At 71.4% G+C, this 24,280-nt stretch carries 23 protein-coding genes; 14 read left to right on the top strand and 9 right to left on the bottom strand.

What is annotated here, in order from left to right; translation table 11 throughout:
- Window position 1: 1 nt before the first annotated feature.
- Window positions 2-1,045, bottom strand: coding sequence for a LuxR family transcriptional regulator (locus tag ACZ41I_RS32475; protein ID WP_363215801.1), 1,044 nt, complete (start codon window positions 1,043-1,045; stop codon window positions 2-4).
- Window positions 1,046-1,166: 121 nt separating this feature from the next.
- Here ACZ41I_RS32475 and ACZ41I_RS32480 point away from each other — a divergent pair, with 121 nt between their 5' ends.
- The 8 genes from ACZ41I_RS32480 to ACZ41I_RS32515 all read left to right on the top strand — a co-directional run bounded on the left by ACZ41I_RS32480 (window position 1,167) and on the right by ACZ41I_RS32515 (window position 9,989).
- Window positions 1,167-1,319 carry a hypothetical protein gene (locus ACZ41I_RS32480; protein ID WP_363215802.1) on the top strand — a complete coding sequence of 51 codons (153 nt, stop codon included), beginning with the start codon at window positions 1,167-1,169 and terminating at the stop codon, window positions 1,317-1,319.
- Window positions 1,316-2,557, top strand: a complete 1,242-nt coding sequence (locus ACZ41I_RS32485; protein WP_468515736.1) for an MFS transporter — start codon at window positions 1,316-1,318, stop codon at window positions 2,555-2,557. Before ACZ41I_RS32480 ends, ACZ41I_RS32485 begins: the two co-directional genes overlap by 4 nt.
- 93 nt (window positions 2,558-2,650) lie before the next feature.
- Entirely contained in the window at window positions 2,651-3,649 is a 999-nt protein-coding gene (gntD, locus tag ACZ41I_RS32490; protein ID WP_468515737.1) for a guanitoxin biosynthesis L-enduracididine beta-hydroxylase GntD, read from the top strand.
- Between the two features lie 36 nt (window positions 3,650-3,685).
- Window positions 3,686-5,557, top strand: coding sequence for an amino acid adenylation domain-containing protein (locus ACZ41I_RS32495; protein WP_468515738.1), 1,872 nt, complete (start codon window positions 3,686-3,688; stop codon window positions 5,555-5,557).
- A 9-nt stretch (window positions 5,558-5,566) separates the two neighbouring features.
- Window positions 5,567-6,928, top strand: coding sequence for a condensation domain-containing protein (locus ACZ41I_RS32500; RefSeq protein ID WP_468515739.1), 1,362 nt, complete (start codon window positions 5,567-5,569; stop codon window positions 6,926-6,928).
- A 27-nt stretch (window positions 6,929-6,955) separates the two neighbouring features.
- A complete protein-coding gene (vioD, locus tag ACZ41I_RS32505; RefSeq protein ID WP_468515740.1) occupies window positions 6,956-8,065 on the top strand; it encodes a capreomycidine synthase in 1,110 nt (369 codons plus the stop codon).
- An 11-nt stretch (window positions 8,066-8,076) separates the two neighbouring features.
- Window positions 8,077-8,952 (top strand): ATP-grasp domain-containing protein, encoded by an 876-nt coding sequence (locus tag ACZ41I_RS32510; RefSeq protein WP_468515741.1) that lies wholly within the window; start codon window positions 8,077-8,079, stop codon window positions 8,950-8,952.
- 83 nt (window positions 8,953-9,035) lie between these two features.
- A complete protein-coding gene (locus ACZ41I_RS32515; RefSeq protein WP_468515742.1) occupies window positions 9,036-9,989 on the top strand; it encodes an aspartate/ornithine carbamoyltransferase family protein in 954 nt (317 codons plus the stop codon).
- Window positions 9,990-10,002: 13 nt separating this feature from the next.
- Here the strand turns inward: ACZ41I_RS32515 and ACZ41I_RS32520 are convergent, their stop codons facing one another.
- A complete protein-coding gene (locus tag ACZ41I_RS32520) occupies window positions 10,003-10,896 on the bottom strand; it encodes an aminoglycoside phosphotransferase family protein (RefSeq protein WP_468515743.1) in 894 nt (297 codons plus the stop codon).
- A 260-nt stretch (window positions 10,897-11,156) separates the two neighbouring features.
- On the opposite strand from ACZ41I_RS32520, the gene ACZ41I_RS32525 reads away from it, so the two are divergent.
- From ACZ41I_RS32525 to ACZ41I_RS32535, 3 genes are all read left to right on the top strand, one after another.
- Window positions 11,157-12,560, top strand: a complete 1,404-nt coding sequence (locus ACZ41I_RS32525) for a DUF2252 domain-containing protein (RefSeq protein ID WP_363215857.1) — start codon at window positions 11,157-11,159, stop codon at window positions 12,558-12,560.
- 232 nt (window positions 12,561-12,792) lie between these two features.
- On the top strand, window positions 12,793-13,599 hold the full coding sequence (locus ACZ41I_RS32530; RefSeq protein WP_363215811.1) for a hypothetical protein: 807 nt from the start codon (window positions 12,793-12,795) through the stop codon (window positions 13,597-13,599).
- Window positions 13,600-13,668: 69 nt separating this feature from the next.
- Window positions 13,669-13,998: a rhodanese-like domain-containing protein gene (locus ACZ41I_RS32535; RefSeq protein ID WP_363215858.1), complete on the top strand. Its 330-nt coding sequence runs from the start codon at window positions 13,669-13,671 to the stop codon at window positions 13,996-13,998.
- Window positions 13,999-14,202: 204 nt separating this feature from the next.
- On the opposite strand, the gene ACZ41I_RS32540 is transcribed toward ACZ41I_RS32535, so the two are convergent.
- The 6 genes from ACZ41I_RS32540 to paaA form a co-directional block, all read right to left on the bottom strand.
- On the bottom strand, window positions 14,203-15,345 hold the full coding sequence (locus ACZ41I_RS32540; RefSeq protein WP_468515744.1) for an acyl-CoA dehydrogenase family protein: 1,143 nt from the start codon (window positions 15,343-15,345) through the stop codon (window positions 14,203-14,205).
- Between the two features lie 157 nt (window positions 15,346-15,502).
- A complete protein-coding gene (locus tag ACZ41I_RS32545; RefSeq protein WP_399766607.1) occupies window positions 15,503-16,567 on the bottom strand; it encodes a 2Fe-2S iron-sulfur cluster-binding protein in 1,065 nt (354 codons plus the stop codon).
- Window positions 16,567-17,094, bottom strand: coding sequence for a 1,2-phenylacetyl-CoA epoxidase subunit PaaD (gene paaD, locus ACZ41I_RS32550; protein ID WP_363215815.1), 528 nt, complete (start codon window positions 17,092-17,094; stop codon window positions 16,567-16,569). The genes ACZ41I_RS32545 and paaD overlap by 1 nt, the downstream gene beginning before the upstream one ends.
- Window positions 17,088-17,819 carry a 1,2-phenylacetyl-CoA epoxidase subunit PaaC gene (paaC, locus tag ACZ41I_RS32555; protein ID WP_468321067.1) on the bottom strand — a complete coding sequence of 244 codons (732 nt, stop codon included), beginning with the start codon at window positions 17,817-17,819 and terminating at the stop codon, window positions 17,088-17,090. The genes paaD and paaC overlap by 7 nt, the downstream gene beginning before the upstream one ends.
- Window positions 17,816-18,103 carry a 1,2-phenylacetyl-CoA epoxidase subunit PaaB gene (gene paaB / locus ACZ41I_RS32560; protein ID WP_014673816.1) on the bottom strand — a complete coding sequence of 96 codons (288 nt, stop codon included), beginning with the start codon at window positions 18,101-18,103 and terminating at the stop codon, window positions 17,816-17,818. The genes paaC and paaB overlap by 4 nt, the downstream gene beginning before the upstream one ends.
- Window positions 18,100-19,137, bottom strand: a complete 1,038-nt coding sequence (gene paaA / locus ACZ41I_RS32565; protein WP_468515745.1) for a 1,2-phenylacetyl-CoA epoxidase subunit PaaA — start codon at window positions 19,135-19,137, stop codon at window positions 18,100-18,102. Before paaA ends, paaB begins: the two co-directional genes overlap by 4 nt.
- 358 nt (window positions 19,138-19,495) lie before the next feature.
- Between paaA and ACZ41I_RS32570 the strand changes: the two genes are divergently transcribed.
- Genes ACZ41I_RS32570 through ACZ41I_RS32580 form a run of 3 tightly spaced genes read left to right on the top strand, consistent with a single transcriptional unit; the run spans window position 19,496 to window position 22,508 of the window.
- The gene (locus ACZ41I_RS32570) at window positions 19,496-20,464 is read left to right on the top strand and encodes a DUF5819 family protein (RefSeq protein ID WP_468515746.1); all 969 of its coding nucleotides are present in this window, start codon (window positions 19,496-19,498) and stop codon (window positions 20,462-20,464) included.
- Window positions 20,461-21,756, top strand: coding sequence for an HTTM domain-containing protein (locus ACZ41I_RS32575; RefSeq protein WP_399766591.1), 1,296 nt, complete (start codon window positions 20,461-20,463; stop codon window positions 21,754-21,756). The genes ACZ41I_RS32570 and ACZ41I_RS32575 overlap by 4 nt, the downstream gene beginning before the upstream one ends.
- The gene (locus tag ACZ41I_RS32580; protein ID WP_363215820.1) at window positions 21,753-22,508 is read left to right on the top strand and encodes a TrmH family RNA methyltransferase; all 756 of its coding nucleotides are present in this window, start codon (window positions 21,753-21,755) and stop codon (window positions 22,506-22,508) included. The genes ACZ41I_RS32575 and ACZ41I_RS32580 overlap by 4 nt, the downstream gene beginning before the upstream one ends.
- Here the strand turns inward: ACZ41I_RS32580 and paaN are convergent.
- Window positions 22,505-24,196, bottom strand: a complete 1,692-nt coding sequence (gene paaN / locus ACZ41I_RS32585; protein WP_399766587.1) for a phenylacetic acid degradation protein PaaN — start codon at window positions 24,194-24,196, stop codon at window positions 22,505-22,507. The two genes, ACZ41I_RS32580 and paaN, sit on opposite strands and share 4 nt — an antisense overlap.
- Between the last annotated feature and the right edge of the window lie 84 nt (window positions 24,197-24,280).

A 24,280-nucleotide genomic window follows, 5' to 3' on the forward strand; every position in this document is an offset into this window, starting at 1 on the left:
GCTACGGCTTTCCGGACGACGGTGCACTGCCCGCCGGGCGCTGGCTGCCCATCAGCCAGCCCAGCTGGAAGCGGCTCTCCGCGCCCATCTCCTGCATGATCACGGCGATGTGCTTGCGCAGGGTGCGGACGGACATGCCGAGGCGCCGGGCGGCGACCTCGTCCTTGACGCCGTCGGCGAGGATGTCGACGATCCGGGAGTGGATCTCCTCGGAGTGGGCGCGGGCATTGAGGTAGCCGTCCGCGGTTCCGCTGTAGGACTCCGCGCCGCTCCAGACCCGGTCGAAGACACCGCACAGGAACTCGACCAGCGCGGGCTGCCGTACGACGACGGCCTCCGTCGGCCGGTCGGGTACCGCCACAAAGCACAGCTTCCGATCAAAGATGATCATCCGCTCGAAGAACTCGGAGAGCGTGCGCACCTCCGCGCCGACGCGTGTGACCTGCTCGACGTACAGCTGTGTGGGCGGGTCGAAGCGAGTGGTGTGCTGGTACAGCATGCGCATCCGGACGCCACGGCGCAGTAGTTCCAGATCCCGGGGCAGGGCCTCGTCGAGCACGTTGGCCGACTGCGCCCCACCCGGCTGAGCCGCGAGTACCTCCCGCTCGCAGTCCCGGGCGGCCACGGCGATGTGCGACAGCACGATGTCGAGGTCCCGGATCCACTGCACCGAGCAACTGTCCTGGTCGTCACGGCTGTTGTCCGTGAAAGCGGCCGTCAGCTCGGCCAGCCCGGCCCGGAACGAGTCGACCTCGCGCTGCTGCTGCCGGACCGCCAGCTCGGCCGGTGCCAGCACATGTGCGGCCGCGAGCCGGGGGTCCGCGGCGACGACCGTGCCCTCGCCGTCCTCGTCGGCGCGCAGGAGCCGCATGGCCAGCAGGTCCGCGACAAGGGCGTCGCTCTCCTCCCGGCTCAGACCCGTGTCGCGCGCCAGCAGTGCCACGTCGGACCGCTCACGGTGCAGTACCGCGCGGTAGACGGCCGCATGGCTGTCGCTCCACCCGTCGAAGGGGAACGCCCCGTTTCCCCCGTTTGCTCCCCCCATAGGTGGCCCTCACATTCCTGACGTGCAGCTTCATGAAGATCAAAGACTGTGGCTCCGAGACTAGACGGTCGGTCAATGTTCCTTCGAGGCCACGAACCGATCGAATTTAACGGGGAAAGTCATGAACTTTCGTAATAAGTATCGTTCGCTGCTGATGGTTCCGGTGCTGGCCGCCGTGGCGCTGGGACTGGGGTGCTCTCACCCCACGACCGGACCGACGGCCGACCGGAGCGTCTCGGCGGCCGCCCTCGATCACACGGGCTGGGGCGGATGAGCAACTCGCCCCGGACGGGGCCCCGCACGGGAGTGACCGTACGGGACCCGCAGGCCGCGGTGCCGGGCACATGGCGGATCGTCGCGCCGTTCGGGGTCTCGTTCCTCGGCGACGGCTTGTCGACGGTCGCCCTGCCCCTGCTGGCGTTCCAGGCGTCCAGAGCGCCGTTCGCCGTGGGGCTGGTCGCCTTCTGCCGCAGCGTGCCCTGGGCGTTCTTCGCCCCGTTCGCCGGCGTGCTGGCCGACTACTGGGACCGTCGGCGGATGCTCGTGACCGCCAGCGCGCTGCGCTGCCTGCTCCTGCTGGCCGTCGCGGCCGCACTGGCGGCCGGCGGCCTGGGACTCGGCGCACTCGTGGTCGTGGCCGTCCTGCTCGGCGTGTGCGAAGTCGGCTACGACACGGCCGCGCAGACGGTACTGCCGTCCCTGGTCCCGGCCGACCGGCTCGGCTCGGCCAACGCCCGGCTCTCGGCGGTGGAAACGCTGAGCAGTCACCTGGCGGGACCGGCCCTGGCGGGCCTGCTGGCGGCGCTGACCCTCGGCCGGCTGACGGTCGGCACGGCAGCCGTCTACGCCGTCGCTCTGCTGCTGCTGAGCCGGCTGCGGAGCCCGCGCACCCCCCCGCCGGAGAACCCCAGGGTGCTGGCGGGAATCCGGGAGGGATTCGGCTTCCTGTGGAGTCACCGCCCCCTTCGCACCCTGACGTGGAGCACAGCGCTCGGCGCGACGGCCTACACCGGCTGGTTCGCCCAGTTCACGCTCTACGCCGTCAGCCCCGGGCCGATGGGGCTGTCGTCCCGGGCCTTCGGTGTCGTACTCGCCGTTTCCGCGGTGGGAAGCCTGGGGGCCGCCCTGATCGTTCCCCGGCTGCAGCGGGCCGTGCCGACACGGTTCGTCCTCGTGCTCAGCAGTGTGCTGGTGGTGGTGGGGCTGCTGCTGCCCGTGGCCGGGCGTGCGCCCGCGTTCGCGACGGCCGGTCTGTCCGTGTACGGGGCCGCCGTCGTCCTGTGGAACGTGGCCAGCGTCACGTACCGGCAGCAGGAAGTCCCCGCCCACCTCCTGGGACGCGTCACCGCCGCCTACCGCACGGTGGCCTGGGGGGCCGCGCCCCTCGGCGCCCTGGCCGGAGGCGCGCTGGGCCAGTTCCTGGGCCTGAACACGTGCCTGATCGCACTCGCCGCCCTTCCGCTCCTGCAACTGCCCGCCCTGTTCCGGTTCCCGCGGCTCGCGGCCCGCTAGGGGCGCCTCCCTCCCGGCTCCCGCAGCACAGCCGGGCAGCGGTCCGCCCACCACCCATTTCCTTCGTTCGTCCCACCCTGCTTTGGAGGACTCATGCACAAGCTCGTTCTCGACTCCGCCGAGCTGGCCGCCGTCAACGCACTCGCCCGTCGCTCACTGGACCGGTACGGTTCCCCGGTCGACCCCGGGTTCCTCGTCGACGCCGCTGCGATCGCCGCCGAACTGCCCTCCTCCGTCCACCACTTCCTCAACCGGTACCGCCGCGAGGAGCACGGCGTCTGTGTCATCGGCGGCCACGACGTCGACGACGCGGCCATCGGACCGACCCCGGAGCACTGGAACAGCACGGGCGACCCGGAGCGCACCGCCGTCTTCGAGACCCGCATGGTGCTGTACTCCGCCGTCCTGGGCGAGGCGTTCGGCTGGGCCACCCAGCAGGACGGACGGGTCATCCACGATGTGCTGCCCATCCGCGGCAACGAGCACAAGCAGCTCGGCTCGGCCAGCGAGGCCCTCATCGAATGGCACACCGAGGACGCCTTCCACCCGCTGCGCCCGGACTTCGTCATGCTGGCCTGTCTGCGCAATCCCGTCGGCGCGGCGACCACCGTCGCGGACGCGGCGGGCCTCGGCCTGGACGCCGAGGACGTGAAGATCCTCTTCGAGGAGCGCTTCGTCATCCAGCCCGACGAGTCCCATCTGCCCGCGAGCAACTCCGCCGAGATCAGCGCCGACTTCGCCCGGATCGAGTCCATGCTGCAGCGGCCGACGCCGGTGGCCGTGCTGTACGGAGACCACGAGCGGCCGTACATCCGCGCGGACCGGTACTTCTGGTCGGCGGTCGACGGGGACGACCGGGCCGCCGAAGCCCTCGCGAACCTCACCCGGGCGCTGGACGCCCGGCTCCAGGACGTCACGCTCACACCGGGTGACTACTGCTTCATCGACAACCACGTGGTCGTGCACGGACGCAAACCGTTCACCGCTCGCTACGACGGCACGGACCGCTGGCTGAAGCGCATCTGCATCACCCGGGACCTGCGCAGGTCCCGCGAGTCGCGCAGCAGTCTGCTGAGCCACGTCACGCACTGACCCGAGGACGCACGGAGAAAAGGAGACGGAGCAACCATGGTTGTGGGCGCGCACCGTCCTGACGAAGCACCGGACATCCTCGCTCGCTTCGGCGAACAGGTCCTACGGCGACCAGACGCCCTCGCGCTCGACGGCGGACCGGTCCGTCTGACGTACGGCGGACTCGACCGGGTCACCCGCGAGCTGGCCGACCGGTTCGCGGCCGCCGGCGTCCGCCCGGGTCACCGCGTGGGGTTCCTGTTCGGCTCCGGGCTCACCCTGGCCGCCGCGGCGGTGGCCGCCCTGCGGGCCCGTGCGGCCTTCCTCCCGCTGGACCGCAGGCAGCCACCGGGACAGCTCGCCGAGGTGGTCGAACGCGCGGAAGCGCAGCTGGTCGTCTGCGATCACTCGACGGAGGCACTCGTCCCCGCCGGCTGCCACAAGCTCGTCCTCTCCCTCCTGGGGGAGCGACCGCAAGCGCCGGCCGCACCGGACCCGTCCGCGATGCCCGCCCCCGAGCCCGAGGACCTCGCCTACGTCTTCCACACCTCCGGCTCCACCGGCCGGCCCAAGGGAGTCGCCGTGGGCTACCGCGAACTCTCCTCCTTCAGTACGGCGTTCGCCGACAAGGTGGGCCTGCGCTGCGACGACGTGGTCCTCCAGGCGGCCGCCCTGGGATTCGACGTCGTCATCGAGGAGATCTTCCCAGCCCTCGCCACCGGAGCGACGGTCGCCTTCGCGCCGACGGACGACCCCCTCGCCCCGGAAGAACTGAGCGAACTGATGGAACGGCGCGGGGTGACCTCCGTCGAACTGGCGACGGCCTACTGGCACGAATGGGTGCGCCACCTGGTCGCGCAGGGACGACGGCCCCCGCGAGCCCTGCGCAGGGTGCTCGTCGGCAGCGACCGGCTCGACCGGGAGCTGGTCGGTCAGTGGCTGAGCTGGGGCGTTCCCCTGCTTCATGTGTACGGCACCACCGAGAGCGTCGTGACCAACACCGTCCACACCGTGGACGAGGAAGCCGTGACGGCGCCGGACCGACCGGTACCGGTGGGGACTGCCCTGGCGCACTGCGCCGTCCACATCCTCGACGAGGAGCAGCGGCCCGTGGCGGCCGGGGACACGGGTGAGATCGCGATCAGCGGATCCTTGGCCCGCGGATATCTGGGGGCACCCGAGCTCACCCGCGACCGTTTCGTGGAGATCTCGCCCGGCGAGGGCGCCGGTCCGCTGCGGGTGTACCTCACCGGCGACCGCGGGCGACTGCGCCCGGACGGAGCGCTGGAGTTCCTCGGCCGCGAGGACGCACAGATCAAGATCCATGGATACCGGCTCGAACTGGGACACGTCGAGGTCGTCCTGGAACGGGTCGGCTGGGTCGAGCGGGCCGTCGTCGTCAAGACGACCCGGGGAGAGACCGCACAGCTGGTGGGCTTCGTGAAGACGACCGGGACCCCGCCCGCCGCTCCGCCGGACGGCGAACTCACCCCGGAACAGACCGCCGAACTGCGCGCCCACTGCCGGAACGAGCTGCCGGCGCACGCCGTACCGGCGCGTTTCCTGCGCGTCGGCACCTTCCCGCTCACCGTGAACGGCAAGGTCGACCGCGTCGGGCTTGCCACGACGGCCGAAACGGCTGGGCCCCGGACCCCGCCCGCCGCAGCCGTGGCCCAGGACCCGGTGTGCGCCGCGGTCCTGCACACATGGCAGGAAGTGCTGGGTACGACGGACCTCGACGCCGGCCGGGGATTCATCGCGCAGGGCGGCAGTTCGCTCGCCGCGATGCGCGTGATCACCAGACTGCGCACCCGATTCGGCGTGCCCGTCCCGCTCTCGGTGTTCCTGCGCTCCGGGTCCGCACACGAGGTCGCCCGGTACATCGGCGACCGCCTTCCCAGTCCCTCGCCCTCCGGAGCCAGGAGCTAGCCGACCGCCATGACCACCCGTGCGGAACAACTCTCGACCATGCAGGAACGGCTCTGGTTCCTGTGGCAGCTCGATCCCTCGGCGACCCACTACAACATCACCTTCGGCTGGCGCGTCACCGGCCGCAAGACACCGGCCGTCGCACAGGCAGCCCGTACGCTGCTCACCCGGCACCGCGTGCTGCGCGGCGCCTACCGGAGCGACGAGCAGGGCACGCCTCAGCGCGTGACGCTGCGCCCCGACGAGGTCCCCGTCCGGTACCTGGCGCTGACCGGTGACGACGACCGAGCGGCCCGTACCGTCCAGGAACTCGTCACCGAGATGCATCGCACCCCCTTCGACCTGGACAAGGGATCAGCCAGGTGTCTGATCGCCGAAGAGCCGGGCGGCACGACGAGCGTGGTGTGGACGTGCCACCACATCGCCGTGGACGCCTGGTCCATCGGAGTGCTCAGGGACGAGCTCTGCACCCTGCTCGACGGCGAGGCCACCGGACTTCCGGACCAGCCGGCCCAGTACGAGGACTTCGTGGCCTGGGAGGAGGACGTGCGCCGCGGCCCCGACGCGGCCTCCGCCGTGTCCCGGCGGGCGCGGATCGCGACGGCGACACGACCCACCACTCCCTGGCCGCGGCTCCCCGGGCCCGGCCCCTCGGCCACGGCCGCCGGCGAGGCCCACGCCGTGATCGACGGCGCCGGCTTCCAGGCCCTGAGCCGGCTCGCCGCCACGGAGGGCGTCACCCTGTACGGGCTGGGACTGGCCGCCTGTGCCGTGGCGCTCGCCGAGTGGTGCGCCGCAAGCGAGGTGACGGTCGGAGCCAACATCGCCAAGCGGGCGTTCCCCGGCGGGGAGTCGGTCGTCGGCATGCTGGTGGACCCCCTCGTCCTGCGCCTGGCCGTTCATCGCGGCGCTCCGCTGCGGCGGACGGTGCAGGACGTCTGGGACCACTTCCTCGACCTGGTCGAACACTCCGACGCACCCCATGTGGACGTCCTGCGAGCAGCCGCGGACATGGGCGCCGACACCCGCGGGCCGCTCTTCGACGTCATCGTCACCTGCTCGGAGGAGGAGGTGACGGTCCAGCACGGGGCGGTCCGGCTCGACCCCTTGCCCGCGCCGGCACCGACCACGGTGAAATTCGGACTCAGTGTGGAGTTCGTGACCTCGCCCGGGCGGCTCCGCCTCCACGTGATCCATCCCGACTCCGGCCAGGAGGCCGTGCAGGTAGCCCGCTTCGTCGACCGGCTGACCGGCGTCCTGCGCGCCATGGCCGCCGAGGGCCTGGACACGCCCGTTCCTCCTCCACCCGTCCCGCGGCGTCCGGTCGGGCGCTTCGCCGGGCTCCTCGACACTCCGACGCCCCGCCCGTGAACGGCGCGCAACCCGAAGGGACCACCCATGCAGCTCCGACGCGCTCCACTAGAGGACTGGTTGCGCGACTCCTACTTCGACGCCAGGATCGACATCAGCTCCAGCGGCGTCGAACCCTACTCGATGGCCGAACTGTTCGAGCTGACCGGCCTGGAGTCCCGGCATCTCGCCGAGGTGACGTTCCGCGACAGCCGGTCCTGCGGCGCTCCCGAACTGCGTTCCGCGATCGCGCAGCGGTGGGGCGACGGTGACCCGAGCAGGGTCATGGTGACCCACGGCTCCGGCGAGGCCCAGTACATGGTGCTGACCACCCTGCTGCGGCCCGGCGACGAGGTCGTGGTCGTCGAGCCCGCCTACCACACCCTGGTGGGCATCGCCGAGGCCATCGGCTGCACCGTCGTACCGTGGCGCCTGCGGTTCGAGGACGGCTTCGTCCCCGACCTCGACGCACTGGCCTCCCTGGTCACCCCGAGGACCCGGGCCGTCATCGCCAACTTTCCGCACAACCCGACCGGGATCAGTGTCGACGCGCAGGCCCAGCGTCGCATCGTCGACATCGCCCGGGCTCACGGCGCCCATCTCATCTGGGACTCCGTCTTCGCGGACATGAGGTACGACGGACACCTGCCGGCCAATCCCGCCATGGAGTACGACCGCGCCATCAGCTTCGGCACCTTCTCCAAGGGACTGGGCCTGCCGGGACTGAGGGTCGGCTGGTGCTTCGCCCCCGAACCGCTCATCGACGAGCTCGTCGTGATGCGTGACTACACCACGCTCGCCCTGTCACCGCTGGTCGAACAGGTGGCCCTGCACGCCGTGCGCGGCGCGGACGCCCTGCTGGTGCCGAAGATGGAACTCGCGCGCAGGAACCTCTCCGTCCTCGACTCCTGGATGGCCGAGCACGACGAGAAGGCGGACTGGGTACGCCCGCACGGCGGGGTCGTGGCCTTCCCGCGGCTCCGCGGCGTCGACGACGAGCAGTTCTGCGACCGCCTGATGCGTGAGCACGGAGTGCTGCTGATCCCTGGCCGCTGCTTCGGCATGCCCGGCCACGTCCGGCTCGGATTCGGCGTTCCCACCGACCAACTGAGGGACGGGCTGGACCGCATGTCCCGACTGCTGGACGAGACTTGGTGAGGAGCCGCACCGTGACAGCCCGCAGCAGCCGTACCGTCGCCTGCGTCACCTGCACCCGCCTGCCCGGACTGTGCGAGGACGATCAGCCGCTCCTGTCCGCTCTGCGGTCGCGCGGCATCGAACCGGTCCCGGTGGCATGGGACGACCCCAGGGTCGACTGGAGCGCCTTCCCCCTCGTCGTCGTGGTCTCGCCATGGGACTACCCGGACAGATCAGCCGAGTTCCTCGCCTGGTACGAGCGGGTCGCCTCCGTCACCACGATCGCGAACTCCCTGGACGCCGTGCGCGCGAACCATCACAAGAGGTATCTCGCGGATCTTGCGGCGGCAGGGGCTCCGGTGATCCCCACCGAGATCGTCGACGATCCCGGACACGCCCGGGCCGTCGCCCGCCGTCACGGCTGGGCCGACGCCGTGGTGAAACCCGCGACCGCCCTGGGCGGACGCGGGGTCACCCTCCTGTCGGCCGTGTCCGCCACCTCGTTCGGAGACGCCCCGGGCAGCGGGGAATGGTGTCTGCAGCCGTTCCTGAGCAATGTCCGCGGCGAGGGCGAGATATCCGTCGTCCACATCGACGGCCGGCTGAGCCACGCGCTGGTGAAACGGCCTCCCGCGGGAGAGATCCGTGTGCACGAGGGATACGGCGGCACGCACGAGCCGTACCCGGTGACCGCCGAACTGGCCGAGGCCGCCGACGCGGTGATGGATGCCGCCGGCTGCCGTGACGAGCTGTACGCCAGGGTCGATCTGATCAGAGCCGACGACGGGCGGCTCCAGCTCGTCGAACTCGATGTGACCAGCCCTTGTCTCTTCTTCTGCCACCGGCCGGAGGCGGCCGCAGCCTTCGCCGAGGCCGTCGAGCTACGGCTCGTCCGCCAACCGGCCTGACCACAGCGTGTCCGCTCCGCCGCCGCAAAGACCGCGGACGATCTCCCCCGGCGGACGGCACTCCACGGAAGGTACGCATCACCATGGACCACACACCATTCCGCGCAGGCAGCGACCTGCTTTCCATGCGCCAGTTCGGAAGGGTCGAACTGGAGGCGTTGTTCGACCGTACGAGCCTCATCGCCAAACGGCCCCGCGAGGAGTCACTGCGCTCCCTGCCCGGGCGCGTCCTCGTCAGCGCCTTCTACCAGAACAGTACGCGTACCCGCCTCTCGCACGAGTCCGCGATGCTCCGCCTGGGCGGGCGTGTGACCGGCTTCGCCGACCCCTCATCGACCAGGGCGGGGGACTACTTCCAGGAGTCGATGGGCGACATCGCCACCATGCTCTCCTGCTACGGCGACGTCATAGTGGTCCGGCACCCGCAGACAGGAGCCGCCGAGACGTTCGCCGCGCATGCCGGAGTCCCGGTCATCAACGCCGGAGACGGCTGGGGCGAACATCCCACCCAGGCCATGGCCGACCTGTACACCGTCCGTGAGCACCATGGCGGGATGGACGGCACCACCTGGGTCCTGAGCGGCGATCTGAGGATGCGCACCATGCGATCGGTGCTGCTGGGACTGCGCCACTACGCGTGCCGCATCCTCCTGGTGCACCCGGACGACATGCAGCCGGACCCCGCGCTCATCGACGAGGTGACGGCGTCGGGTTGCGCGGTGGAGCGCGTGGAGTCCCTCGCCGCCGCACTGCCCAGCGCGGACGTCGTCTACCTGGAACCGGTGGTACAGCCCGACTACGAGGTCGGACGCCACCTTGCCACGGAGGGCAAACCGACGACCCCCGACACCTACCGAGTGACCCGCGAGCTGCTGGAGCGCACGGCCCGCCCCGAGCTGCTCGTCCTGCACTCCCTGCCCCGCCAGGACGAACTGGCGACCGACGTCGACACCACCCCGCACAACGGCTACTGGAGAGAGGCAGCCAACGCCGTTCACATCAGGATGGCACTGCTCGAGGAAATGCTCGGAGAGTAGGGCGACGGGGCGGTCAGCTGCCGGCCAGGGCGATGAGGAACCCGGTTTCCGCGTCCTCCCGTCGCGCGCAGATCCTGGGTATCGCAATGAGGGGGGACAGAGCCCGGCACCAGCCCCTCACCCGATCGGGAGACTGGCCAGGAACCATCTCCGCCAGTTTCTCGATCCTTCCTTCCAGCACGTCGAGATCCAGGACGCCATCGAGTACCCAGTCCACAGCGTCGAAGTCCGGGTCGCCCCACGCGGGCCTCGGATCGATCGCCACCATGCGGGCGCCCGGACCGGACAACGCGTTGGCCGGGTGCAGATCCCCGTGCACCAGGCCCACGGGCCCGGTGGCGGCAAGTTCGAGGGCCGCCTCCCGAGCCCGGACCAGTGCAGCCGAGGTGAACAGACCGCTCCTGTCCGCTGCCGCCAGCATGCTCTCCGCCAGCCCGAACAGGAAGTCGACCCGGTGCGACAGAGGTTTCAGCACCGAGTGCTCTCCTGGCGTGACATCAGCGGCCCGAAGCTCCCTCAGCAACGCCGCGGCGTCGGACAACTCCCAGGGGAGCTGCTTCACAGGCACTCCCGGCTCCACGTTCTGGAGCAACAGCGCCCCGTGGCTGAGATCTTGTGCCAGCAAAGTGACAACGGACGGCGTTTCCACCCAAGCCCGCAGGGCTTCGGCCTCCTCGCCCGCAATCGTGTGATCCGGCGTAAGTTTCAGCCACACGGAGGCACCGGTGTCACGCTTCACACAGCGGAACACCCGTGAGGTGCCTCCCCCACCCGCCGTCACGACATCCAGCCCCCAGCGAGCGGTGAGTTCGCCGACGAGAGCGGGCAACTCGTCACACCAGGCGAGCACCTCAGGTCCGAACCGGACAACCAGCCGGTCCCTGACATCCGGTGTGACATGGACCAAGTCTCTCAACACACACCCCGCAGTCGGCCGATACCGACCAAGACTAGTGAACGGGCCCGACCGCGGGAGCATCCACGAGGCCGAGCGGCTCGACGTACGGCCGGACAGTCCTCGACCCGACGCGCACCCGTCCGTACTGCGGACCACTGTCCACAGGGCCTGACGCGTTCCGGACGCCGGCTGTACGGTCTGCACGAGTTGATGTTCGTGCCGAAGGGCGTACGGGGGAGGCGGTCGCAGTGACCGGAACAGGTGGGGACATGGTCGCGGACGGGCAGATGCGCCGACTGCCGCAGATACGCGGATTCGCCCCGTGGCCGCGGCACGGCTCGCCCAAGGAAGAGGGCAAGGCGCTGCGGACGAGCGTGCCGCGCGCCGCGCACCGCATGCTCGACCTGGACGCCTCCCGCCCCGACGCGGTGAGCGCGGTCACCGCGTCCAACGCCGGCCGCATCCCCGAACTGACCCCCATCCGCGTCGGACGGATGGCGGCCACCCCGTTCGCCTTCCTGCGCGGCTCGGCCGGACTCATGGCCTACGACCTGGCCCGCACGCCCACGACCAGGATCCGCACCCAGATATGCGGAGACGCGCACGCGGCCAATTTCGGCCTGTACGGCGACCCCCGCGGCGACCTCGTCATCGACCTGAACGACTTCGACGAGACCGTGCACGGCCCCTGGGAATGGGACCTGAAGCGGCTCGCGGCCTCCCTGGTGCTCGCCGGACGAGAAGCCGGCGCCGACGAGGACACCTGCCACGCCGCCGCGCGGGACGCGGCCGGCGCCTACCGCCGCACCATGCGGCTGCTGGCCAAGCTGCCCGTCCTCGACGCGTGGAACGCCATCGCCGACGAGGAACTGGTCTCCCACACCGACGCCCACGATCTGCTCGGCACCCTGCAGCGCGTCTCGGAGAAGGCCCGCGCCAACACCAGCGGCCGGTTCGCGGCGAAGTCGACCGAGGCGGCGGCGGACGGCGGACGCCGGTTCGTGGAGGCACCGCCGGTCCTGCGCCGCATCCCCGACGCCGAGGCCCACGCCGTCGCCGCGTCCCTGGAGGAGTACCTGACGACCCTCTCCGAGGACCGCCACCCCCTGCTCGCCCGGCACGCGGTGCACGACGTGGCCTTCCGGGTCGTCGGCACCGGCAGCGTCGGCACCCGGTCCTACGTCGTGCTCCTCCTCGACCACCGTGAGCAGCCGCTGGTGCTCCAGGTGAAGGAGGCCCGGCCCTCCGCGCTCCTCCCCCACCTGGCCACGGCCGGATTCGAGGCGCCGCCGGCGCAGCACGAGGGCCGCCGGGTGGTCCTCGGGCAGAAGCGCATGCAGGTCGTCAGCGACATCCTGCTCGGCTGGACCACCGTCGACGGGCGCCCCTTCCAGGTGCGCCAGTTCCGCAACCGCAAGGGCAGCGTCGACCCCGCCGCCCTCGCCGCCGACCAGATCGACGACTACGGCCGCATGACCGGCGCACTGCTGGCCCGCGCCCACTCCCACAGCGCCGACCCGCGGCTGATCGCCGGGTACTGCGGCAAGAACGAGGAACTGGACGAGGCGACAGCCGCCTTCGCCGTCGCCTACGCCGACCGCACGGAGGCGGACCACACCGAACTCGTCAAGGGCATCCGGGAGGGGCGCATCGCGGCGGAGCTGGGCGTTTAGGCGGGGCCAGGGGCGCGGGGGAGGCCGGTGCGGGCCCTGGCCGGGAGCGGGCGGGGCGGGACTGCAGCGCCCCGAAGGAGGACGGGGCCCGTGCCGGCACGCGGCTCCGCCCCGACGGGGCCTCCCCGGGGCATGGCGAAGCCCGAGAACCTGAGGGAGCGAACGCCCACAACCCACCCGCATCCCGACCGCACCCCCTACGGCGAGATTCCGCATCCCCTACCCTGTTCGCGTGACGACCCCGGAAGCCGATCAGGCCCCGCGGCCCGAGGAACGGCTCGAGCAGGCCGTACGGGCCGCCGAGCAGGCGTTGATCGAGTACGAGATCGCCGTCGAGACGTTCCGTGTCGAGATCGAGAACTTCTCCCGGCTGCACGAGCAGAGACTCGGCCCGCTCTACGCCCGCATCGAGGAGCTGGACGCCGAGATCGCCGAGGCCAAGGCCGCCCGCACCGGCGACCCGGAGGACATCCGCCGCGCCGAGGAGGCCCGCGCCCGGGTGATGCCGATCCCCGGCGTGGAGGAACTGCTGCACGGCTGGATGGACGGCCAAGGCCTCTTCCCGGAAGCCGCCGCCATGCTGACCGACCAGGCCGTACGGCCCCCGCAGCGGGTGCGGCCCAGCGAAGAGGCCCGCAAGCTCTACCGCGAGCTGGCCCGCAAGTCCCACCCCGACCTCGCACAGGAGGAAGAGGAACGCCGCCGGCGTGAGGAATTCCTCACCCGCCTCAACGCCGCCTACGCCCGAGGTGACGAGGCACTGCTGAAAGAGCTGGCCGAGGAATGGGCCGCCGGCCCGGTACCGCCCGAGCGACGCCCGAGCCCCGCCGAGGAGCTGTACGCCCGTCTCGAATGGCTCGCCCAGCGCAAGGAGCTGCTCACCCTCGTCGCCCGCGAACTGGAAGAGGGCGCGATCGCCGGCATGCTCCGGCTCGCCCCGGACGACCCCGACGGACTGCTCGACGAGATCGCCGCCAGGCTGCACGCCGACATCGCCCAGCGGGAGGCGGAACTGGCAGCCCTGCAGGAGCAGGGCTGAGCCGCACCGTGGTTCCCGCCCCCTCCGGGACCTTCGGGTAGCGTCGGAGACATGAATTTCGCAGCTCGTGTGCCCACGGTCGACATCACGGACCTCAAGGACGGCGACTTCCTGCTGGACGTCCGCGAGGACGACGAGTGGCAGGCGGGCCACGCCGAGGGAGCACTGCACATCCCCATCAGCGAGTTCGTCGCCCGCTACGGCGAGCTGACCGACGCCGCCCCCCAGGACGGCCGCGTCCACGTCATCTGCCGCTCCGGCGGCCGCTCGGCCCAGGTCACCATGTATCTGGTCCAGCAGGGCATCGACGCGGTGAACGTCGACGGCGGCATGCAGGTCTGGCAGGCCGCGGGCCGCCCGGTGATCACCGACGACGGCCGGCCCGGCTTCGTGCTGTAGCTCGTCCCGGTGGCCGGCCCGGTTTGGGGCTGCAGTCCCGTTCCGGTGGCCGGCCCGGTTTCGGGCTGTCGTGTTTTGTGGTGGGTTGTCCGGCTTCGTGCTGGGGTGTGTTTCGGCGTCCGGCCTGGTTTCGTCCTGTGGCTCGCCCCTGCGGCCGGTCCGGCCACGTGCTGCAGCTCGACCCGGTGGCGCTTGGCCGCGCGGTCAGCCCAGCGGGTGGGCGGCCAGCAGATCCCCGAGCCTCTCCTCGTGCGCCGCCGCCGGGCCGAGCGCCAGCTCCAGGTGCTTGGCCCAGGCGTGATAGCGGTGCAGCGGACAGTCGGTGTCGGCACCGAACCCGCCGTGCAGATGCTGCGCCGTCTGCACCACCCGGCGTACCCCCTCCGCCGCCCAGATCTTCGCCACCGCGACATCCCCGGCCGCGGGCAGCGCGCCCGGTGCCCCCGAGGCGATCCGCCAGGCGGCCTGCCAGAGCGTGGCCTCCATGGCACGCAGATCGATGTACCGGTCCGCGGCCTGCACGGCCACCGCCTGGAAGGTCGCGATCGGATACCCGAACTGCTCCCGCTTGCCGGTGTACTCGGCGGTCATGCGCAGCACCCGCTCGCCCAGACCGAGCGCCAGCGCGCAGGTGCCGGTGGCGAGCAGCGCATGCAGCCACTCCCAGGCGCCGTCGGCCTCGATGACCTCGCCCGCCTCGACCCGTACCGATGCGAGCCGCAGTTCGGCCAGCCGCTCCCCGCTGGTGGACACCTGCTCGGCGAGGACCACTCCGTCCCGCTCGCGCGGTACCAGCGCGAGGACCGTCCGGTCGGCGGCCGTGCCCTCCACGTGGGCCGGAACGACGACGAGGTCCGCGTCGTACGCCCACGGCACCGCCGTCTGCACCCCGTCCAGCACCCAGGCCGAGCCCTCCCGCCGTGCACCGACGGCCAGTTCGGCCGAGTCATGGCCACTGCGGCCGTTCGCCGCGACGGTCAGCACCAGCTCGCCCCGCCCGGCCCGGGCCAGCAGGCGCTCCGTCAACTCCGCAGTGCCGTAGCTCTGTACGGCTGCCGCCGCCGCACTGTGCTCCAGCAGCGGCACCCGGGCGAGGACCTTGGCGGACTCGCGCAGCACCAGGCACAGCGCGATCGCGTCCAGACCGGAACCGCCGTGTGCCTCGTCGAGCAGCAGACTCAGCAGGTCCGCCCCGGCCAGCCGGGACCACAGCTTCCGGTCGAAGCCCTCGGCCACGGCCCCCGTGGTGAGCGCCGGGCTGGGCACCCCGTCCGGCACCACGCCGGCGAACACCCCGCGCGCCGCCTCGGCCGCCGCCCGCTGCTCCTCGGTGAAGGTGAAGTCCACGGCCTGTCCCTCCGACGGTGCGGTTTCTGACGGGGCGTCAAGATAGAACAGGTTCTAGGAGAAGGGAACGGTGCGGAGTCGCTGTGTTTCCTGGGGCCCCTCCCTCCCCCTCCCCACCCCTCCCCACGCTCCCCGCATGGCCGCCCCCGTGCAGGCCTCAGCGGTCGAAGTCCAGCTCCACCTGCTCCGTCAGCGGATGCGACTGGCAGGCCAGTACATATCCGGCTTCCGTCTCTTCCGCTTCCAGTGCGAAGTTGCGGTCCATGCGGACCTCGCCGGAGACCAGGAAGGCACGGCACGTCCCGCACACCCCACCCTTACAGGCGTAGGGGGCGTCGGCGCGGTTGCGCAGGACCGTCTCCAGCAGGGACTCGCCCTCCTGCACCGGCCAGGTGCCACCGCGTCCGTCGAGCCGGGCGGTGACGGTGCTGTGCGCGGGCGTCCGGACGGTGGCGGCCGACGGCGAGCCCGCGTCCACATGGAAGATCTCCTGGTGGATACGGGACCGGTCCACGCCCAGCTCGCGCAGCGCCTTCTCCGCTCCCTGCACCAGCCCGAACGGCCCGCACAGGAACCAGCCCGCGACCTCCCCGACCGGCAGCAGCGCGGGCAGCAGCCCGGTGAGCCGCTCCCGGTCGAGCCTGCCGGACGGCAGGCCCGCCTGCTGCTCCTCGCGGGAGAGCACGGTCACCAGCTGAAGCCGCTCGGGGTAGCGGTCCTTCAGGTCGGCGACCTCCTCCAGGAACATCGTGGAGGCGGCCGTGCGGTCGCTGCGTATCAGGCAGAACCGGGACGCCGGCTCGCGTGCCAGCAGCGTGGCGACGATGGACAGCACCGGGGTGATGCCGCTGCCGCCGACGACCGCGGCGTACAGCCCCGGCGCCGGGTCCAGGGTGAAGCGGCCGGCCGGGGTCATCACCTCCAGCTCGTCGCCGACGTTGATCTCCTTCAGCGCGTAGGTGGAGAACGCCCCTCCTTCCACCAGCCGCACGCCCACTCTCAGGCTGTCCGGGCCCGCGCCGGCCGGGTCGGGGGCGGGGGAGCAGATCGAGTACGTGCGCCGGATCTCGGTGCCGTCGACCTGTCGGCGCAGCGCCAGGTGCTGTCCGGCCGTGTGCCGGTACTCCTCGCGCAGACCGGGTGGGACGGTGAAGGTCAGGGCGACGGAGTCGTCGGTGATCCGGTCGACCGCGGCCACCGGGAGCGGGTGGAAGCGCGCCATCACAACTCCTTGAAGTGGTCGAACGGTTCACGGCAGGCAAGGCAGCGGCGCAGGGCCTTGCACGCGGTGGAGGAGAATCTGCTCAGCAGCTCGGTGTCGGCGGATCCGCAGTGCGGACAGCGGACCGGTTCGGCCTCGGCCGCGTGCGTGCGGGTCGGGCCGAGGGTCAGCGGAACCGGGCCGGAGTCGCTGCGTACGCGCGGAGGAGCGATGCCGAACTCCTGGAGTTTGCGCCGTCCTTCGGGGCTGATGTCGTCGGTCGTCCAGGCCGGTGTGAGCACCGTGCGGACCGTGACCTCGCGCATGCCGTGGGCCCGCAGTACCCGTTCGATGTCCACGCTCATCGCCTCGATGGCGGGGCAGCCGGTGTAGGTGGGGGTCAGATCGACCTCGGCCGTGTCGTTGCCGTGGAGACGCACCGCACGCACCACTCCCAGTTCCTGGAGTGTGAGCACCGGCAGTTCGGGGTCGGGCACCGAGCCGGCCAGCTCCAGCAGCTCTGTCTCCAGGTGGGTGGCGGTCACCATGACGCCCCCGGGTGACTGCGGTGCAGATGCTGCATCTCGGCGAGCATCCGTCCGAACGGCTCGGTGTGCAGGCCCTGCCGGCCGGCACCGGCCGACCAGGCACCGGTGCGCGGGCCCTCGGGGAGGGGGAGGGTCGCCCGAGTGAGGACGTCCGTGACGGACTCCTGCCAGCGTGCGTCCAGGCCGGCCCAGTCGGCGTCGAGGCCCTCCACCGGCTGGAACATCTCACCGGTGAACCTCCACAGCGCCTCGCAGGCGCGACGCATCCGCTCGTGGCTGGTCTCTGTGCCGTCACCGAGGCGGAGCGTCCACTGCTCGGCGTGGTCGCGGTGGTAGGCGACTTCCTTGACCGCCTTGGCGGCGAGGGGTGCGAAGGGGCCGTCGGCCGAGGCGAGTTCGGTGTAGAGCAGCTGCTGGTAGGTGGAGAAGTACAGCTGGCGGGCGATCGTGTGGGCGAAGTCGCCGTTCGGCTGCTCGACCAGCTGGAGGTTGCGGAAGGCGCGCTCCTCGCGAAGGTAGGCGAGTTCGTCCTCGTCGCCGGCCAGGGACAGCAGTACTCGGGCCTGCCCGAGCAGGTCGAGGGCGATGTTGGCGAGGGCGACCTCCTCCTCCAGGACGGGGGCGTGCCCGGCCCATTCCCCCAGCCGGTGGGAGAGCACGAGGGCGTCGTCGCCGAGGGCGAGGGCGGCGGTCACCGGGACGGTGGCGGGTCCGGTGGCGGTCACAGGTGCTTCACCCCTTCCGGGATCTCGTAGAAGGTGGGGTGCCGGTAGGGCTTGTCGGCGGCCGGTTCGAAGAACGGGTCCTTCTCGTCCGGTGAGGACGCGGTGATCGCGGCGGCCGGGACGACCCAGATCGACACGCCTTCGCCGCGGCGGGTGTACAGATCGCGGGCGTTGCGCAGGGCCAGCTCCGCGTCGGGGGCGTGCAGGCTGCCGGCGTGGGTGTGGGAGAGGCCGCGCCGGGAGCGCACGAAGACCTCCCACAGGGGCCAGTCGGTGGTGCTCATGCTCGCTCCGCTCCTGTCTCGTGTCCTGCCTCACCGGTGCCGTTGGTGCCGCCGGTGTGCCTGGCCGCGTAGGCGGCGGCCGCTTCGCGCACCCATGCGCCCTCGGCGTGGGCGCGCCGGCGCTGGGTGATCCGCTGTTCGTTGCACGGACCGTTGCCCTTGAGGACCTCCCAGAACTCCGTCCAGTCGATCGGGCCGAAGTCGTAGTGGCTGCGTTCCTCGTTCCACCGCAGGTCCGGGTCGGGGAGGGTGAGGCCCAGGGACTCGGCCTGGGGGACGCAGATGTCCACGAAGCGCTGGCGCAGCTCGTCGTTGGAGTGGCGCTTGATCTTCCATTGCATCGACTGCGCCGAGTGCTGGGACTCGTCGTCGGGCGGGCCGAACATCATCAGCGAGGGCCACCACCAGCGGTCGACTGCGTCCTGTGCCATCGCGTGCTGTTCCGGGGTGCCCTTGCTCAGGGCCAGCAGCAGTTCGTAGCCCTGGCGCTGGTGGAAGGACTCCTCCTTGCAGATCCGCACCATCGCGCGGGCGTACGGGCCGTAGGAGCAGCGGCACAGCGGCACCTGGTTGGTGATCGCGGCGCCGTCCACCAGCCAGCCGATCGCTCCGACGTCGGCCCAGGTCAGCGTCGGGTAGTTGAAGATGGAGGAGTACTTCTGGCGGCCGTTGTGCAGCTTGTCGAGCAGCTCGTCGCGGCTGGTGCCGAGGGTCTCGGCCGCGCTGTACAGATACAGGCCGTGGCCGGCTTCGTCCTGGACCTTGGCCATCAGGATCGCCTTGCGCCGCAGGGAGGGGGCGCGAGTGATCCAGTTGGCTTCCGGCTGCATGCCGATGATCTCGGAGTGGGCGTGCTGCGCGATCTGGCGGACCAGCGTGGCGCGGTAGGCGTCGGGCATCCAGTCGCGGGGCTCGATGCGTTCGTCTGCGGCCACGGCCGCGTCGAAGGCGTGCTGGTAGGCCGCCATGTCGACGGTGTCCGGTGCGCCGTCCGCCGTCGTGCGGGCGGTGCGCTGCGCGGCTGCTGTGGCCATGCGGTCCCCCTTTGACCTCGGGCTCTACGGTGAACCTTCCCGACCGATCGTTCGGTCCGTGCGAAATCAATGGTGTGCCGGGCCGCCGTGGAGTGTCAACCGCTGTGGAAAACTCGGAGGGCGGCCTGTGGACAAGGGAGTGGCAGGGCGGGTACGGCCCGGCAGTGGGGCGGTACCGGGTGGCGAGGACCACGGCCGGTGGCCCGTACCCGGGGCTGCGCCCGGTGGCCGGGGCTGAGTACCGTTCCGTGGACGCCGAGAGCGGCGTACGTGAATCATGGGGTGTTCATGGCACGCGCCGCATCACGGAGCTGGGCCACTGAGCCGAACGACTGATCCGAGACGGGGACGGGGCGGAATGGACGCGTACGACGAGGACCCGGGGGCCCGACCGGGGCCCAGCGGGCCGGCGGGGGCGCGTCTCCCGGAGAAATCCCCGGCCGACGCCGACTCGCCGGCCGACGTCAGTGCCCCGGACGATGCGGGTGCGCCGGCCCGTGAGGGCGCGGCGGCGGACGACGTCTCGCGCGACGCGGACAGCGCGCAGTCGGCCCGGGCGGCGCGGGGAGGGCGAGAGGTCGCAGCCGCCCTGCCTTCTCAAAGGTCTCAAAGCTCTCGGGGGAACCACACGGTTCTGCCGGCCAAGTCGTCCGCTGCCACGCCGCCGCCCCCTGCCTCCCGTACCGGCGTGGCCGCCCTCTCCCCCCGCTATCAGGTCGTCGCGGCGCTGGTGCTCGCGGTGGTCGGTGTCGCCGCCTGTGTGCATGTGCTGATGGTCTTTCTCAGCCTTGCCCCCGCGAACACGGTCACCAAGCAGCACGGCAAGGCGGTGGAACAGTGGGTGTACCCGGAGTTCGAGCAGAACTGGAAACTGTTCGCTCCGAACCCGCTGCAGCAGAACGTCGCCGTCCAGGTGCGGGCGGAGGTGCGGATGAAGGACGGCAGCCTGCGCACCACCGGCTGGAGCGACCTGTCCGCGCAGGACGGCGCCGCCATCGACGGCAACCCGGTGCCCAGCCACACCCAGCAGAACGAGCTGCGCCGTGCCTGGGACTTCTTCGCCGCCACGCACACCGCAGACAACCGTCCCGTCGGCATGCGCGGTTCCCTCTCCGAGCAGTACGTGCGCCGGATCGTCGTGATGCGCCTGTACCGGACCGATCCGATCAGCCGGGACGGCGTCATCCAGCGGGTGCAGGTCCGTTCCAGCACCACGAACGTGCAGCCGCCCGCCTGGAGCCGTGAGCGGGTGTCCGACAAACCGGTCTACCGCATAGTGCCCTGGTGGACGGTGCCCGCCGACGAGGCCGCCGGAGGTGTGCGGTGAACCGGTTCTCGCTGAGCTTCTCGCGCGGGATCGCCCGCGTCACCGGGGCGGCCCTGGGGCCGTACCAGAGCGCGGTGATACGCATCGGGTTCGCCGGGACCTGGCTGCTGTTCCTGCTGCGCGAGTTCCCCCACCGCCAGGAGCTGTACGGCCCGGCCGGGCCGTGGGGCTGGAACCTCGCCAAGGAGCTGACCGCCGACAACCACGCCTTCACGGCTCTGCTGTGGTCCGACGGGCAACTGTGGTTCGAGTGCTTCTACGCGCTGGCGATCCTCGCCAGCGCGGCGCTGGTGCTCGGCTGGCGTAGCCGGACGGCATCCGTGCTGTTCATGGTGGGTGTGCTGTCGCTGCAGAACCGCAGCGTCTTCGTCGGTGACGGCGGCGACAACGTGCTGCACCTGATGGCCTTGTATCTCGTGTTCACACGGTGTGGACAGGTGTGGTCCCTGGACGCGCGGCGGGCGGCGCGGGCCGGGGCGGCACGCGCGCGTGGGGAGCGGGTTTCCGCCGACCGGACGGGGCCGGTGCTGTGGGCGGTGCTCGGCCTGGCGCTGCTCCTGGCGACGTTCACCGGCCGGTTCGACAACGGCCGGCTGATCCCGGCGCTGCTGTGGACGGCCTGGGCCGTGCTCGGCCTGTGGTGGGCCGTCGGCCGCTGGGCGAAGTCCCCCGAGCCGCGGATGCTGCTGGACGTCATCGCCAACGTCCTGCACAACGGCGCCCTGTTCGTGATCATGGCGGAGGCCTGTCTGATCTACGCGACGGCCGGCTGGTACAAGATCCAGGGCTCGCGCTGGCAGGACGGCACCGCCGTCTACTACCCCCTCCACCTGGACTACTTCTCGCCCTGGCCCCGACTCGCCGATCTGATGTCCTCCAGCGGCACGATCATGATGGCCGCCGCCTACGGCACGGTCATGGTGCAGGTCGCCTTCCCGTTCACCCTGTTCAACCGTCGGGTCAAGAACGTCCTGCTGGTGGTGATGATGCTCGAGCACGCGGTGATCGCGGTCGTCCTCGGGCTGCCGTTCTTCTCGCTGGCGATGATCACCGCCGACGCGGTCTTCCTTCCCACGTCTTTCCTGCGCCGGCTGGGCGCGCTGGTGGCAGGCGCGCGTGCGCGGATCGTCCGGCGTGGCGACCGTACGGTGCCCGCGCCCCGCTCCTCCGAAGAGACGCCCGAAGAGACGACCCAGGAGACACCCGAAGAGGCGCCCGAGGGGAGCGCGCGAGGCCGATCGGAGTCCCCCAGCGCGACCGCAGCCGAGCGTGGGGGAGGGTTGACCGCATGACCGATCCGCTGATCCGCTGGCGCGAGCACGCCGGTGCCGCCGTGCTGCTCGACGGCTTCCACGCCCTCAAGCACGCGCTGCGCTTCGGGGCCCAGGTCCCGGTGGCGGTCACCACCGACCGGCGGGCCGCGCTCGCCCTCGCCGGTGAGCTGGCCGAAGACGTGCGGGACGCGCTGGACGCGCTCCTCGTGGAGGTGCCGGCCCAGGCGTACGCCTCCCTTGTCCCGCGGCCCCACCCGACCGGCGTGGCCGCACTCGCCGTACGGCCGTCACGCGAGGCCAACCTGCGTGCGCTGGCCCGCACTCCGCGCACCGCGCCGGTCGTGGTCCTGGACAACCCCCGCAATCTGGGCAACGCCGGTGCCGTGATCCGGCTGGCCGCAGGTTTCGGGGCGACCGGAGTGGTCACCACGGGCACGCTCGACCCCTGGCATCCCACGGTGGTCCGCGGCGGCGCCGGCCTGCACTTCGCGACCGCCGTGGAACGCCTCGACGTCGACGAGCTGCCGGCCGGGCCGCTGTTCGCGCTCGACCCGGAGGGCGAGGACATCCGCGGCAGCAAGCTGCCCGACGACGCCGTGCTGGCGTTCGGCTCGGAGCGCAGCGGACTGTCGGCCGAGCTGCGCGCGCGTGCCGACCATCTGCTGGCGCTGCCGATGCGCCCCCAGGTCTCCAGCTACAACCTCGCCACCAGCGTGGCGATGACGCTGTACCACTGGAGCGCCACCGGGGGCGCGGTCCCGGCTCCCTAGGCCTCCCGGCGCACCTCGACCACCCGGAACCGGTTCGCCACGAACGCGCCGTCGCACAGCGCGGCGTTCGCCGCCGGGTTGCCGCCCGAGCCGTGGAAGTCGGAGAACGCCGCCGTCTGGTTGACGTACACCCCGCCGGTCAGGTTGAGCGACAGCTGGGCCGCCTCCTCCAGGCACACCTCTTCCACGGCCTGCTCGACCTCGGGGTCGGTGGTGTAGGCGCCGACCGTCATCGCGCCCTTCTCGCGGACCGTGCGGCGCAGCAGCTCCACCGCATCGGTCACCGAGTCGACGGCGACGGCGAAGGAGACCGGGCCGAAGCACTCGCTCATGTAGGCGGCCTCGTCGTCCGGCTTGGCGCCGTCCAGCTTGACGAGAACGGGGGTGCGGACCACCGCGTCCGGGAACTCCGGGTTGGTGATCTCGCGGGAGGCCAGGGCGACTTCACCGAGGCCGGAGGCGGCTTCCAGGCGGGCCTTGACGTCGGGGTTGACGATGGCGCCCAGCAGCGCGTTCGCGCGCGTGTCGTCGCCGAGCAGGCCGTCGACCGCGCGGGCGATGTCGGCGCTGACCTCGTCGAAGGTCTTGGGGCCCTGCTCGGTCCGGATGCCGTCCCGGGGGATCAGCAGGTTCTGCGGGGTGGTGCACATCTGGCCGCTGTACAGGGACAGCGAGAACGCCAGGTTGGACAGCATGCCCTTGTAGTCGTCCGTGGAGTGCACGATCACCGTGTTGACGCCGGCCTTCTCGGTGTAGACCTGCGCCTGGCGGGCGTTGGCCTCCAGCCAGTCGCCGAAGGACGTCGACCCGGTGTAGTCGATGATCCGGATCTCGGGGCGGGTGGCGAGGGTCTTGGCGATGCCCTCGCCGGGGCGCTCGGCGGCCAGCGCCACCAGGTTCGGGTCGAAACCGGCCGCGGCGAGTACGTCCCGGGCCACCTGCACGGTCAGCGCGAGCGGCAGCACCGCGCGCGGGTGCGGCTTGACCAGGACCGCGTTGCCCGTCGCCAGGGAGGCGAACAGGCCCGGATAGCCGTTCCAGGTCGGGAAGGTGTTGCAGCCGATGACCAGGCCGATGCCGCGCGGCACCGGCGTGAACTGCTTGCTGAGGACGAGCGGGTCGCGCTTGCCCTGCGGCTTGTTCCACTCCGCGGTCCCGGGCGTGCGGACCTGCTCCGCGTACGCGTACGCCACCGCCTCCAGGCCGCGGTCCTGGGCGTGCGGGCCGCCCGCCTGGAACGCCATCATGAACGCCTGGCCGCTGGTGTGCATGACCGCGTGCGCGAACTCGTGCGTCCGGTCGCTGATCCGCTTGAGGATCTCCACGCAGACCGCGGCCCGCAGTTCGGCGCCCGCGTCCCGCCAGGCCCGCTGCCCGGCCTGCATCGCCGGCAGCAGAGTGTCGATGTCCGCGTGCGGGTAGGTCACGCCCAGCTCGATGCCGTACGGCGAGACCTCACCGCCCACCCAGTCGTCCGTGCCGGGCTGGCCGAGGTCGAGGCGGGTGTTCAGCAGGGCGTCGAAGGCGGCCTTGCCCGCCGCCGCGTCCAGGCTGCCGTTCTCGCCGTAGGCCTTGGGATGCTCCGGGTGCGGGGACCAGTACGCGCGCGTACGGATCGCTTCCAGCGCCTGGTCCAGGGTGGGCCGGTGCTTGGCGATCAGCTCGTGCACGGTCAGTTCGGCGGCCATACGGGACCAACTCCTCGTCTGGAGAACTCTTCGTCGAGTTCATCGGCCTGGCAGAAAGAGCAGCGGGATGGGACGGTCAGAGCT

The organism is Streptomyces sp. NPDC030799, assembly GCF_055572255.1.

Coding starts and splice junctions, on each gene's coding strand:
- ACZ41I_RS32475 (WP_363215801.1), bottom strand. CDS start 1,045: ATGGGGGGAGCAAACGGGGGAAACGGGGCGTTCCCCTTCGACGGGTGG.
- ACZ41I_RS32480 (WP_363215802.1), top strand. CDS start 1,167: ATGAACTTTCGTAATAAGTATCGTTCGCTGCTGATGGTTCCGGTGCTG.
- ACZ41I_RS32485 (WP_468515736.1), top strand. CDS start 1,316: ATGAGCAACTCGCCCCGGACGGGGCCCCGCACGGGAGTGACCGTACGG.
- gntD (WP_468515737.1), top strand. CDS start 2,651: ATGCACAAGCTCGTTCTCGACTCCGCCGAGCTGGCCGCCGTCAACGCA.
- ACZ41I_RS32495 (WP_468515738.1), top strand. CDS start 3,686: ATGGTTGTGGGCGCGCACCGTCCTGACGAAGCACCGGACATCCTCGCT.
- ACZ41I_RS32500 (WP_468515739.1), top strand. CDS start 5,567: ATGACCACCCGTGCGGAACAACTCTCGACCATGCAGGAACGGCTCTGG.
- vioD (WP_468515740.1), top strand. CDS start 6,956: ATGCAGCTCCGACGCGCTCCACTAGAGGACTGGTTGCGCGACTCCTAC.
- ACZ41I_RS32515 (WP_468515742.1), top strand. CDS start 9,036: ATGGACCACACACCATTCCGCGCAGGCAGCGACCTGCTTTCCATGCGC.
- ACZ41I_RS32525 (WP_363215857.1), top strand. CDS start 11,157: ATGGTCGCGGACGGGCAGATGCGCCGACTGCCGCAGATACGCGGATTC.
- ACZ41I_RS32545 (WP_399766607.1), bottom strand. CDS start 16,567: ATGGCGCGCTTCCACCCGCTCCCGGTGGCCGCGGTCGACCGGATCACC.
- paaD (WP_363215815.1), bottom strand. CDS start 17,094: ATGGTGACCGCCACCCACCTGGAGACAGAGCTGCTGGAGCTGGCCGGC.
- paaB (WP_014673816.1), bottom strand. CDS start 18,103: ATGAGCACCACCGACTGGCCCCTGTGGGAGGTCTTCGTGCGCTCCCGG.
- paaA (WP_468515745.1), bottom strand. CDS start 19,137: ATGGCCACAGCAGCCGCGCAGCGCACCGCCCGCACGACGGCGGACGGC.
- ACZ41I_RS32570 (WP_468515746.1), top strand. CDS start 19,496: ATGGACGCGTACGACGAGGACCCGGGGGCCCGACCGGGGCCCAGCGGG.
- ACZ41I_RS32580 (WP_363215820.1), top strand. CDS start 21,753: ATGACCGATCCGCTGATCCGCTGGCGCGAGCACGCCGGTGCCGCCGTG.
- paaN (WP_399766587.1), bottom strand. CDS start 24,196: ATGGCCGCCGAACTGACCGTGCACGAGCTGATCGCCAAGCACCGGCCC.